The organism is Pectobacterium actinidiae (assembly GCF_000803315.1).
Classification (GTDB): Bacteria; Pseudomonadota; Gammaproteobacteria; order Enterobacterales; family Enterobacteriaceae; genus Pectobacterium; species Pectobacterium actinidiae.
In genome coordinates this window covers 2,038,333-2,051,141 of record NZ_JRMH01000001.1, presented here as the reverse complement: position 1 = coordinate 2,051,141, position 12,809 = coordinate 2,038,333, and the positions used below count along the sequence as shown (strand labels likewise).

Sequence of the window (12,809 nt, the reverse complement as noted above, 5' to 3'; positions counted from 1 at the left end):
ATTTCCTTTGGGACTAGGAGGTAAGCATCATGAAAAAGTGGCCACACCTACTGGCAGCCTGCGCGATGGCGTTTGGCATCAGCACCGCCAACGCCAACGATGGCAAAACACTCTATTTCTACAACTGGACCGAATACGTGCCGCCAGGTCTGTTGGAACAGTTCACTAAAGAAACGGGCATCAAGGTGATTTACTCCACCTATGAATCCAACGAGAGCATGTACGCCAAGCTGAAGACCTATAAGGATGGCGCTTACGATTTGGTCGTACCTTCAACTTATTTCATCTCCAAGATGAGCAAAGAAGGTATGCTGCAAAAGATTGATACCAGCAAGCTCAGCAACTTCCATAATCTCGATCCGAACCTGCTGCACAAATCCTTCGACCCGAATAACGACTACTCCATTCCCTACATCTGGGGCGCAACGGCGATTGGCATTAACCATGAAATGATTGACCCCGCCAGCGTCAGCAGTTGGGCCGATTTGTGGGATACGAAGTACAAAAACAGCCTGCTGCTTACAGACGACGCACGTGAGGTGTTCCAAATCGCTCTGCGTAAACTGGGTTACTCTGCGAATACCACCGACCCTAAAGAGATTGAAGCAGCCTATAAAGAGCTACAGGCCCTGATGCCGAACGTACTGACCTTCAATTCAGATAACCCCGGCAACCCGTTCATTGAGGGTGAAGTCAATTTGGGTATGGTGTGGAACGGTTCTGCCTACGTGGCGCGTCAGGCAGGGACACCGCTGGATGTCATCTGGCCGAAAGAAGGCGGTATCTTCTGGATGGACAGTCTGGCGATTCCGGCCAATGCCAAAAACGTTGACGGCGCGATGAAGCTGATCGACTTCCTGCTGCGCCCGGAAGTGGCGGCACAGGTTGCGGAAACCATCGGCTATCCAACGCCAAATCTGGCAGCGAAAAAATTACTGCCACCAGAGGTTTCAGGGGACAAAACACTGTACCCGGATGATGAAACCATCGCGAAAGGCGAATGGCAGAACGACGTCGGCAGCGCCAGCACGCTGTATGAAACCTACTTCCAGCAGCTAAAAGCGGGTCGTTAATCGCGATTAATCACAACAGCGTCCATTATCACCTGGCGAGCGGTGGTAATGGATAGATCGTAAAGACGCTGTGAATACGTCCTTGTACGCTCGGGTTGCGCAGATATGAATCTCATCCCTGAGATTCACCCTTTCAGGGCAGTCGCAAGCGACGTTCAAAAACGTTCCTGACGTTTTTGTCCATTGCGCAAACGCTTTACTCTTCTATTCCATTACCACCGTTTTAATTTCACAGATAATTTTATCGGCAGCTTTAGCAGCCTTATTGCTTCAAAGCATCTAAAACCATCAAATTGACAGCTAAAAGCATTATCCTGACGGCATTAGGAAAATAATTGCGCGCAGCTTCTTCTATAATGATTCCACACCCACCGGAATCACGATAAGGAGTACCACCATGCTGCAACTTTCCAGCCACAGTTTTCAGGACGGCGACACTATCCCGGGCGAATTTGCCTTTGCCGTACCGGACGCAACTAGCCACATTGCACTGTCTTCTAACCACAATCCCCACCTTGCCTGGCACGGCGCACCCGAAGGGACACAGTCTTACGTGTTGATCTGCCACGATCCGGATGTACCCAGCCGGGGTGACGATGTGAATCAGGAAGGCCGCGAGGTGAGCGCCTCTCTGCCGCGTGTCGATTTCTACCATTGGCTATTGATCGACATTCCTGCCAGCGTTAATGAAATTCCTGCCGCCTCGCATTCCACTGGGATCACGCCACGTGGTAAAGCGGGACCAGATGCGCCGACAGGGCTCCGACACGGCATCAATGATTACACGGCTTGGTTTGCCACGGACGACCAGATGAAAGGCACTTACTATGGCTATGATGGCCCTTGTCCGCCGTGGAACGATGCGATCGTCCACCATTACATCTTCACACTTTATGCTCTCGCGACGCCTTCTTTAGCAATAGAAGGTGAACTTAACGGGGCAAATGTCCGTGCTGCACTGGCTAACGCGCCAGTGTTGGCAGAAGCGACACTCACCGGGCTGTATACGCTGAATCCCGCATTGTTGTGATAATAAGCGATGATAATGACGTGTTATAAGAATAGCGGGCTATGAGCGTGACCGCTTTACGCCCCACTTCTCCGTCTCTCATTGTAGAGGCGGACTGGCGATTGCCATCAGGCCAGCCGCTACAGCGGTATGGCCTGTGCGCGCTCGCTCAACCCCACTTGCGTACGCCGCAGCAGACAACGCGTTTCCCTTTCTATGAGGCCACGCTTCTGCTGGTTCTCTCTGGTCAATTAACCATTCTTGAGCAGGATACAGCGACGGTTATCGATACGCCGTCTCAGCTCTGCCTGATTACGCCTGACGCAAGTGCCGATCTAACGAAAATACCCGGTGGTCACGACTCCGCTTTCCGGTCGATCTTTCTGACGTTTTCCCCCACGCTTCTGGCGCGTTTTTATCATCGCTATCCTGATGAATGCGCTTTGACTTATCCTCCACGCCCCTTCACTACTCTCGAATTAGATGACGATCTTATCAGCGCATTACAACATCTGGTTGAAGGGATAACAGGCAACAAGCTTAATGAATCGCGCCTCGAACTGCGGCTGATGGATATGCTGCTGGCACTGTCGGAACGGGGATACCGCTTTGGCGCACCGCCGCATCCTGGTATTACGGCACAACTGCGTACGCTTATCAGCGAAGAGCCGGATCGCCACTGGACCGCGCAGTCTGCGGGTCGATTACTGGCAATGAGCGAGGCTACGCTGCGCCGGAGGCTATCTGCCGAGCAAACACGTTTCGAAGTACTGTTACTGGAGACGCGTATGCAACACGCGATGATGCTGGTACAGACGACATCATGGAGTATGCAGCGTCTGGCCGAAGCCTGCGGATATAAATCCTCAGCGCGTTTTTCCGAACGGTTTAAAACCCGTTTTGGCTGCTCGCCAACCAAGATTCGTTAATCCGTCATTGACGGTACAGCGCAGTTGTTCCGTCACGCTTAACAACCATCATCGTCAGAAACAACGACTCTGTTCAAAAAAAGCGCCCTGTGGGATAAACCTACAAGGCGCTTGATGATCTCAGGTGATCAGAACGATTTTAGCGTATTACTCTTTTTCTTCCTGTGCCAAATCGTTAGCGATTTTCACCGTTTCATCCAGATAAGGATCGGGAGCCTGATAGTCTTTCGGCAGATCTTCCAGCGATTTGAGCGGTTTTTTACCTTCTCTCGCCAGCCGATCGTTAATCCGTTTCAGACGCATCGCTTCATCATCGTCATTCTCTTTCTCGCGCTGGACAAGATTGAGCGAGACGAGATTACGCTTATCCTTCATCGCATTGTAGCGGGCAATATCTTGCGCGACATACTGGAATTCAGGATCTTTGGCGATACGCTCCTGATGATGTTCATTCAGTTGGCTAATCAGCGCCTTCAGATCGCCGCTCTTCGTGTAGTTGGCCGCTTTGATACTGTCCCACGGTAGCGCATTGTCTTCGAACTTCTCGCCAGTATCTACCGTTTCCGTGCCGGTTGGCATCATCACGTCAGGCGTCACGCCTTTCATCTGCGTACTGCCGCCGTCAATACGATAGAACTTCTGAATCGTATATTGCACGGAACCCAGCGCTGGCCAGTCAGGACGCAGCATCTGATCGTAAATCCGATTCAGCGAGCGATACTGCTGCACGGTGCCTTTACCAAACGTCGGTTCACCCACGATCAAAGCGCGGCCATAATCCTGCATTGCTGCGGCGAAGATCTCAGAAGCGGAAGCACTAAAGCGGTCTACCAGCACCACCAGCGGGCCTTTGTAATACACAATACCGTCGGTGTCGCTGTCTTCGCGCACTTTGCCATTGTTATCGCGCACCTGAACCACCGGGCCGCCGGGGATAAACAGGCCAGAAAGCCCTACCGCTTCCGTCAGTGCACCGCCGCCGTTAGTCCGTAGGTCAATCACAATGCTGCTGACGTTCTGTTTTTCCAGCTTCTGGAGTTGAACTTTCACGTCATCCGTCAGGCCGACATAGAAACCGGGGATATCCAGCACGCCGACTTTATCCTTGCCGACCGTCTTGACGGACATTTTCACCGCACGGTCTTCAAGGCGAATGCGTTCACGCGTCAGCGTGACAATACGGGTTTTCGTCCCCTTGCCAGCCGGCAGGATTTCCAGACGTACCTTACTGCCTTTCGGCCCTTTAATCAGCGCAACGACATCATCCAGACGCCAGCCGATAACATCCACCATCGGCTTGCCGTTTTGGCCGACGCCAACCACGCGGTCACCGACGGTAATGTTTTTGCTTTTCGCTGCCGGACCACCGGGCACCATAGAATTGATCATGGTGTAGTCGTCATCCATCTGCAACACCGCGCCAATCCCTTCGAGCGACAGGCTCATTTCGGTATTGAATTGCTCGGTGTTACGCGGTGACAGATAGCTAGTATGCGGGTCAATTTCACGCGCAAAGGCGTTCATGACAAGTTGGAAAACATCTTCGCTGTTGCTCTGCGCCAGGCGGCGAATAGCAAACTGGTAACGCTTGGTCAGCGTCTCTTTGATGTCTTTATCATCTTTACCGGTCAGCTTCAGGCTGAGCCAGTCATATTTTACCTTGGCATCCCACAGGCGGTTAAGTTCACCCACGTTCTGCGGCCAAGGGGCTTTGCTGCGATCGAGCTCAAACGACTCATTGCCCGTCAGATCGACCGGTTTATCCAGCAGCGACAGTGCATATTGAAAACGCTCAAACCGACGCTTCTGCGCCAGATTGTACAACGCGTACGGCATATCCAGTTGACCGGATTTCAGCGCGTCGCCCAACTGGGCTTTTTGCCCAGAAAATTGAGCCACATCAGAGGCCAACAGCACGTTGTGGCTGTAGTCCAGCATATTGAGGTAGCGATTAAAAATTTTCTCAGAGAACTGCGCATCCAGCATAAACTGGCGATAGTGCGAACGCAGGAAACGTGAGGCCACCCTGTCGCTCACGGTAGCATGTTGAGGCTCCTGATGTAGCTGAGGAATCTGTTCAACACGCGTAATGTTTTCATTTGCAAAACTTGTGCCCGCCAGCAGTAAGCCTGCGATGGCGGTTATTCTGACTAAGTTGTTCATGCCCAGGTTGGCCTCCGTATCAGAACTGCAAGTGTTCTGCGCGTACAATCATTGCCAGTCCAGAAGCCAATTGTACTCTGACTTCGCCTTTGGCAATTTCAAGCACGGTGGCATCCATGGCGTCTTTGCCGGCTCTGACTTTGATTTCCTGACCGATTTGCAGTTTGGAAACATCCGTAACCGCAACCCGTTGACGCTCATTGCTGGCAGGCTTTGCCTGACGAGCTTGAGCATTAGCAGATTGCTGAGAAGAGGACTGCGATTGGCCGGAAGAAGGCTGACGTGGTTTACGCGGTGCATGGTTTTGAGATGCACGGTTTTGGGATGCATTGTTTGAAGCATCACGGCGCGGCGCACGTTTCTGAGCGGGACGAGGGGTACGTGCCGCGTCTGCCGATTCTCCGGCCGCTTCACGTTTTTTCGCCTGTTGCTCAGCACGCTGGGCTTGAACTCGCGCTTTTGCTTCTTCCAATTGCTTGCGAGCATGATCGACATGCTGCTGTTCCAACTCACCGCATGGGTTACCATCCAGATCGACACGTTGGGCACCCAATTTTACACCATACAGATATCGCCAGCTTGAGGTGTAAAGACGCAGCGCAGAGCGTAATTGCGTCTTACTGACGTTATCGGACTCCGGCACACGCTCAACAAGATCCTGAAAAATACCGATCTTTAACGGACGAGTTTCACCTTCAGTGGTGAAACAAAGCGGGAACCGCTCTGCCAAAAAGGCAATGACTTCTTTACTACTGTTCAACTTAGGTTGATTTTCCATGAAATTTCCTGATTACAACGGGTTTGCCAACCGGCGCAGGCATGAACAGGCGTCATTATAATGACGCCATCGGCAATTGCCACGTTAACCTTGTCTCAACGTGAGAGAATTGATGAATGTCATCACATCGCTCGCTTCCAGTTGAGCACAAAGTACGCTCACTACGGCCTTCAGCCCTTCTTCATCATCGGCGTCAAAACGCTGATAAAGGGTACTGTCAATATCCAGAACGCCAATCGGTTGCCCGTTAACGACAAGCGGTAGCACAATTTCAGCATTACTCGCGGCATCACAGGCGATATGACCAGGGAACGCATGGACATCATCCACGCGCTGAATGCGATTTTCAGCTATCGCCGCACCGCATACTCCTTTGCCAACCGGAATACGCACACAAGCAACCTTGCCCTGAAACGGTCCCAGGAAAAGCGTGTCGTTATCCAACAGGTAAAACCCTGCCCAGTTAACCCCATCCAAACGTTCAAACAGCAGCGCACTACTGTTTGATAAAATGGTAATAAAACGGTTTTCATCCGCAATAAGCGATGACATGTCACGAATGAGATCCTGATAAAATTCTGGTTTATTCATACTTGTTTTATTCATAAAGTATATCGTTGTCTTTTCAAAACAGTGCGAACAGTTTGCACACAGACTGCACTAGCATCGGTTACAGAATGCCATAAGATGAGCGCCTTCGCGCGAAGAATCATCCGCTTTACTGTACCGTTGTCGTGCATATCGTGCTATTTCCACCTGTAAAATAATATCGGTCAGAGATCAGATTCCCTATAGATTTCGAGTTGCAGGAAGGTGGCAACCGCAGGAATCCCCTAGAGCTTACTCAAGTAAGTGACTGGGGTAAGTAAGGGAAGCCAACACACCTACAACTTGAAAGATGACGGGTAGAGCCTTTTATGAATTTATCATTCAGTTACACTGAATAGCAGTGAATACGTTATCCATCGTAGACTTAACACCTTCTATCGGATCGCAGGAAAGATGAAAATACACAGTATAGCCAGCCCTGCGCCGTTTCCTTCTCCCCGGCCGCCGTTAACCGAGGGGGCAAAAAGTACCGTACCGCTTGTCGATCGCTATCATCGCTGCCCGGAATGCGATGCCTTTTTTGCGCTACCGCAGTTGAAGCGAACCCAAACGGCGAATTGTCCACGCTGCGATGCCAAAGTCAGTTCAGGCAGAGATTGGAGTATTTCTCGTCTGGCTGCGATGGCCGTCGCCATGCTGGTACTGATGCCATTTGCCTTCACTGAACCGTTGATCAGTATTCGACTGCTGGGCGTCACCATCAATGCCAGCCTGTTTGAAGGCATTTGGCAAATCACCCGTCAAGGGCATCCGATCACGGCAAGTATGGTCGCCTTTTGTACCGTTGGCGCACCGCTGACACTGGTTTTTTCTCTGCTATACCTGTTTTTTGCGCCCCGAATCGGAATGAATCTGCGCCCCATCCTGCTCATGCTGCAACGGCTAAAGGAGTGGATGATGCTGGATATCTATCTGGTCGGCATGGCCGTTGCCGCTATCAAAGTCCGTGAGTTCGCGGATGTCCAGGCAGGAATCGGGCTGGTCGCCTTTCTGGCGCTCATGATTTTAAGCCTATTGACGCTGATTCACTTAAATACCGACCAGCTTTGGCAGCGGTTTTATCCGCGCATGAGGCCGTTGATTTCACCCGATCGCTACCGAATCTGCCTTTCCTGTCATTTTACCAGTTCACCCGACAACCGGGGGCGCTGCCCCCGTTGCCATATTCCACTTCGCCTGCGTCAGCGGCAAAGCCTGCAAAAATCCTGGGCTGCGCTCATTGCTTCTATAATTTTACTGTTCCCCGCTAACCTGTTGCCCATATCGATTATTTATGTCAACGGCACTCGTACGGAGGACACGATTTTTTCCGGTATTCTTTCGCTTGCATCAGGCAATGTTCCGATCGCGCTGGTGGTCTTTATCGCCAGTATTCTGGTGCCGCTTACTAAGGTTATTGTGCTGTTCGGGCTGCTGGTGAGTATCCATCTCCGATCGGAAGGCAACATAATGATGCGTATGAAGATGCTGCGCGTTATCCGCTGGATCGGTCGCTGGTCCATGCTCGATTTATTTGTGATTGCTCTGACGATGTCGCTCGTCAACCGCGATCAATTACTCGCTTTCACCATGGGGCCTGCTGCTTTTTACTTTGGCGCGGCGGTGATTCTCACTATCCTTGCCGTTGAATGGCTGGATAGCCGACTGATGTGGGATAACACTGATGTGGAATAACAATGCAAGATAATATGTCTGGGACACCAACTGAAGCTACTGTGAAGAACAAACGTCGCCTGTCGCCCTTTTGGCTGCTGCCACTGATTGCGTTGATGATTGCTGGCTGGCTGATTTACACCAATCAGCAGGAGCGCGGCACCACGGTCACCATCGATTTTGTCTCCGCTGACGGCATTGTCGCCGGGCGTACGCCCGTGCGCTATCAAGGGGTTGAAGTCGGCACGGTACAAAATATCAAGCTGAGTGAAGATCTGCGCACCATACAGGTCGAAACCAGTATCAAAAGCGATATGAAGGAAGCGTTACGTAGCGGCACGCAGTTCTGGCTGGTTACCCCGAAAGCCTCTCTCGCCGGCGTTTCAGGATTAGACGCGCTGGTAGGGGGTAACTACATCGGGATGATGCCCGGTTCTGGCGAGCCGCAAGAGCACTTCTCCGCGCTGGATACACAGCCCAAATACCGTGTGAATACCGGAGAATTGATGATTCATCTCCACGCGGACGACCTGGGTTCACTGAATACCGGCTCACTGGTTTACTACCGTAAAATTCCTGTGGGGAAAGTCTACGACTATACGGTCTCTCAGGATCGCAACGGCGTGATGATTGACGTTCTGGTTGAGCGACGTTTCACCCATTTGGTGAAGAAAAATAGCCGCTTCTGGAATGTATCTGGTTTTAATGCGGACATCAGCGTCAGCGGCGCAAAAATTGAGATGGAAAATCTGGCGGCACTGGTTAACGGCGCGATTGCGTTCGATTCACCGGAAGAGGGAGAAGGTGCTGGCGCTGAGCAATCCTACCGCCTCTACCCCGATCTGTCTCAAAGCCAGCGCGGAGTGAAAATTACGCTGGACTTACCTTCAGGTGATAGCCTATCCGAAGGCCGCACCCCGCTGATATATCAGGGGCTGGAGGTCGGTACCCTGAATAAAATCACCTTGAACCCGAACGACGGTAAGGTCAGCGGAGAGTTAATCCTCGATCCTTCCGTAGTGTCTCTGATGCGCGAAGGCACGCGTATCGAACTCAGTAAACCTCAGCTTTCGCTTAGCGACCTGAATGTTTCGCGCTTGCTGAGCGGCCCAACGCTGACGCTCATCCCCGGTGAAGGCGAACCACGCCAGCATTTTAACGTGCTGGACAGCGGGCAACAGCAGCTCACCCAGCCCGGTGCGCTTTCTATTCAACTCACAGCCGCACAAAGCTATGGCATCGATAGCGGTCAACCCGTGCTACTGCACGGCGTCCAGGTTGGTCAGGTAGTGAAGCGCACGCTGGACGAACAGGGTGTCAGCTTCCTTTTGGTGATCGAGCCGCAATATCGCCAGCTATTACACCGCGATAGCAAATTCATCGTGAACAGCCGTGTCAATGTGAAGATGGGGCTGGATGGGATTCAAGTGCTGGGTGCCAGCGCGCAAGAATGGGTCAGCGGCGGTATTCAGGTTTTACCGGGCAGCAAAGGTGACGTTCAGGCGCGTTACCCGCTGTTTAGCGATCTTGAAAAAGCCGAGGAAGGCATTCGCGGTGCCACGCCTTCCCCTACTCTCACCTTAGTGACCGATAGCCTGCCGGATATTCAGGATGGCTCCATCGTGCTGTACCGTAAATTCCAGGTAGGCGAAATCATGCGGGTGCGGCCAAAGGCGGACACTTTTGAGGTTGAGGTTTATATTCGCCCTGAACACCGCAAACTGCTGACGGAAAACAGCGTGTTCTGGGCAGAAGGCGGCGCTCGTGTGCAGTTGAATACGTCGGGTCTGACCGTGCAAGCTTCCCCGCTGAACCGAGCGCTTAAGGGGGCGATCAGTTTTGATAATCTGGAAGGCGCACCGGAAATTAAAGGCGGTAAGCGCGTCCTGTACAACAACGAAACAGCGGCACGCGCCGTGGGGAGTCGCATCATTCTGCGTACCTACGATGCCAGCAAACTCGCGCCAGGCATGCCGATCCGCTATCTGGGGATCGATATCGGTCAGTTGGATTCGCTGAAGCTGTCCGAACAGCGTAATGAAGTGCTGGTGCAGGCCGTGCTCTACCCTGAATACGTACGTAACTTCGCCCGCTCAGGGACGCGTTTTTCGGTCGTCACGCCAGAAATTTCCGCCGCCGGTGTGAATCATCTGGAGACGCTATTCCAGCCTTACATCAACGTCGAACCGGGTAACGGCAGCGTAACGCGCAATTTTGAGCTGCAACAGGCAACGATCTCTGATTCTCGCTATCAGGACGGCTTGAATATCAGCGTTGATGCGCCGGAAGCGGGTGCATTGCAGGTCGGTACGCCAGTGCTGTTCCGCGGTATTGAAGTCGGCACGGTAACCGGGCTGTCGCTGGGCACACTTTCCGATCGTATCGCTGTGTCGCTGCGCATTAGCAAACGCTATCAGCATCTGGTACGCGACAATTCCGTCTTCTGGCTGGCTTCGGGTTACAATCTGGAATTCGGCCTAACGGGTGGCGTCATCAAAAGCGGAACCTTCCAGCAGTTCATTCGCGGCGGTATCGCTTTTGCCACGCCACCTAGCACGCCGCTCTCCCCCAAGGCACAGGAAGGAAAACATTTCCTGCTGAGGAACGAAGAGCCTAAAGAGTGGCGGCAATGGGGTACGGCGATTCCGACACCGAATAATTAACGCGATCACCTGACAGGGCGGCGACAATCGCCCTGTCGTTTTCACTCAACCCTTTGCCGTTTTCACATGATGTATGAAGGATCCGTGCTACACTTCGCCGCTTCTTCCCCTCGTTTTACTGAATAACCTGTACGGAACCACGCCGTGGCAAAATTTACCCCAGCCAGCCTGCCAGCTGAATTTCTCGACACAATGCGGGACATCATGCCTTCCTCCCTTTCGATGGAGGAGTTTATTGCCGCCTGCCAGCGTCCGCTGCGTCGGAGCATCCGCGTGAATACGTTAAAAATCGACGTTGATGCCTTTCTTCAGCTCGTGCAACCCTATGGCTGGCAGCTTGAGCCGATTCCCTGGTGTCAGGAAGGTTTCTGGCTGTTAAATGCGGAAGAGGAAAATACGCGGCTAGGCAATACGCTGGAGCATCTGAGCGGGCTGTTTTATATTCAGGAAGCCAGCTCCATGCTGCCCGTCAGCGCCCTGTTCCATCGTAACGATGCGCTGGAAACGGTCTTGGATGTCGCGGCGGCGCCGGGTTCTAAGACCACGCAGATTGCGGCTAGACTGAATAATAAAGGCGCTATCGTCGCCAACGAGTATTCAGCCAGCCGAGTAAAAGTGTTGCATGCCAACATCAGCCGCTGCGGCGTCAGCAATACCGCGATTACACACTTCGACGGGCGAGTTTTCGGCGCGGCGCTGCCCGAGTATTTTGACGCGATTCTACTGGATTCCCCCTGTTCGGGTGAAGGCGTAGTGCGTAAGGATCCAGCGGCGATGAGCCACTGGTCGCAAGAGAGTATTACCGATATTGCTAACACACAGCGCGATCTGATTCTGAGCGCGTTTCATGCTCTTAAGCCCGGCGGCGTGATGATTTACTCTACCTGCACGCTGAATCAGCACGAAAACCAGCAGGTCTGCCATTGGCTACAGGCACAGTTTCCTGATGCGTGCGAATTTGAATCGCTACACGATCTCTTCGTCGACGCCGAACGCGCCACAACGGAAGAAGGCTTCCTGCACGTCTTCCCACAGATTTATGACAGCGAAGGCTTCTTTGTTGCCCGATTACGGAAAACCACCAGCGTGCCCCCTCTGCCGCGTCCGGGTTATAAAGTCGGCAAGTTTCCGTTTTCTCCCGTTGCCCCCAAAGATTCTGTATTACTCACACAGGCGGCAGGTAAACAGGGTATTCACTGGGATGAGACGGTACTTCAACTGTGGCAGCGTGATAGCGAGATCTGGCTCTTCCCTACTGCGCTAACGTCCGCTTTTGGCAATATCAAATTCTCACGTATTGGTATTAAGCTTGCTGAACGCTTCTCTAAAGGCTTCCGCTGGCAACATGAAGCGATTGTCGCGCTGGCCGATCCGAACGCAGACAATGCCTACGCCCTGACCGAACACATCGCCTGCGAGTGGTTTCAAGGTAAAGACAGCTATCCGGAACCGCTTCCTACTGCGGATGAGCTGATTTTAACCTACCAAAACACCCCTGTCGGCCTAGCAAAACGCATCAGTAGCCGGATAAAAAACAGCCTACCGCGCGATTTAGTGCGCGATGGCGCAGCCTCCGCCCAGCCTGTTTCCAAAGAATAAATGCGGTTTCTACATCAGGTGGCGATAAAACCACCTGATGAACCGCCCAATCTCCCTTTCCTCACTGATTTTCATCTACAATTATTCTGACAGAAGAACATCGGTAATGTCTGGAGAGCGGCATGTTTGCGTTAGTGATATTTGTTTGTTATCTCGGGCATGGCTGTGACGATTTGGTCGTCGGTGCCTACAACACCGAAGCGCAATGTCTGCAAGCGATGGATGAACAACGCCTGCGTCGCGCGGGTTGCTTCCCCATTGAAGAGTATATTGATGGCTTCTGGATCCCCGCCCAGGAGTACGCTGATTTTTAGTTTTCCCGCCTGAGTATTC

Annotated in this window: 10 protein-coding genes; 7 read left to right on the top strand and 3 right to left on the bottom strand. The window is 52.4% G+C overall.

The features are described 5' to 3' along the window. Nucleotides 1–29: 29 nt before the first annotated feature. From potD to KKH3_RS08610, 3 genes are all read left to right on the top strand, one after another. Complete coding sequence (potD, locus tag KKH3_RS08620) at nucleotides 30–1,073, top strand: spermidine/putrescine ABC transporter substrate-binding protein PotD (RefSeq protein ID WP_039358152.1); 1,044 nt, start codon at nucleotides 30–32, stop codon at nucleotides 1,071–1,073. A gap of 397 nt (nucleotides 1,074–1,470) precedes the next feature. After that, nucleotides 1,471–2,103: a YbhB/YbcL family Raf kinase inhibitor-like protein gene (locus tag KKH3_RS08615; protein WP_080756527.1), complete on the top strand. Its 633-nt coding sequence runs from the start codon at nucleotides 1,471–1,473 to the stop codon at nucleotides 2,101–2,103. A 41-nt stretch (nucleotides 2,104–2,144) separates the two neighbouring features. Beyond that, complete coding sequence (locus tag KKH3_RS08610; RefSeq protein WP_039358149.1) at nucleotides 2,145–3,011, top strand: helix-turn-helix transcriptional regulator; 867 nt, start codon at nucleotides 2,145–2,147, stop codon at nucleotides 3,009–3,011. Nucleotides 3,012–3,158: 147 nt separating this feature from the next. Here the strand turns inward: KKH3_RS08610 and prc are convergent, their stop codons facing one another. From prc to KKH3_RS08595, 3 genes are all read right to left on the bottom strand, one after another. After that, nucleotides 3,159–5,174: a carboxy terminal-processing peptidase gene (gene prc / locus KKH3_RS08605; RefSeq protein ID WP_039358147.1), complete on the bottom strand. Its 2,016-nt coding sequence runs from the start codon at nucleotides 5,172–5,174 to the stop codon at nucleotides 3,159–3,161. A gap of 19 nt (nucleotides 5,175–5,193) precedes the next feature. Then, nucleotides 5,194–5,952, bottom strand: coding sequence for an RNA chaperone ProQ (gene proQ, locus KKH3_RS08600; protein ID WP_039358144.1), 759 nt, complete (start codon nucleotides 5,950–5,952; stop codon nucleotides 5,194–5,196). Between the two features lie 84 nt (nucleotides 5,953–6,036). After that, nucleotides 6,037–6,543: a GAF domain-containing protein gene (locus tag KKH3_RS08595; protein WP_039362291.1), complete on the bottom strand. Its 507-nt coding sequence runs from the start codon at nucleotides 6,541–6,543 to the stop codon at nucleotides 6,037–6,039. Between the two features lie 411 nt (nucleotides 6,544–6,954). Between KKH3_RS08595 and yebS the strand changes: the two genes are divergently transcribed. The 4 genes from yebS to KKH3_RS08575 all read left to right on the top strand — a co-directional run bounded on the left by yebS (nucleotide 6,955) and on the right by KKH3_RS08575 (nucleotide 12,790). After that, on the top strand, nucleotides 6,955–8,235 hold the full coding sequence (gene yebS, locus KKH3_RS08590) for a membrane integrity lipid transport subunit YebS (protein ID WP_039358142.1): 1,281 nt from the start codon (nucleotides 6,955–6,957) through the stop codon (nucleotides 8,233–8,235). 2 nt (nucleotides 8,236–8,237) lie between these two features. After that, nucleotides 8,238–10,877 (top strand): PqiB family protein, encoded by a 2,640-nt coding sequence (locus tag KKH3_RS08585; protein WP_039358139.1) that lies wholly within the window; start codon nucleotides 8,238–8,240, stop codon nucleotides 10,875–10,877. 144 nt (nucleotides 10,878–11,021) lie between these two features. Beyond that, the gene (gene rsmF / locus KKH3_RS08580) at nucleotides 11,022–12,476 is read left to right on the top strand and encodes a 16S rRNA (cytosine(1407)-C(5))-methyltransferase RsmF (RefSeq protein ID WP_039358136.1); all 1,455 of its coding nucleotides are present in this window, start codon (nucleotides 11,022–11,024) and stop codon (nucleotides 12,474–12,476) included. A gap of 122 nt (nucleotides 12,477–12,598) precedes the next feature. Then, nucleotides 12,599–12,790, top strand: a complete 192-nt coding sequence (locus tag KKH3_RS08575; protein WP_010302631.1) for a YdfD/YebW family protein — start codon at nucleotides 12,599–12,601, stop codon at nucleotides 12,788–12,790. Nucleotides 12,791–12,809 lie beyond the last annotated feature (19 nt).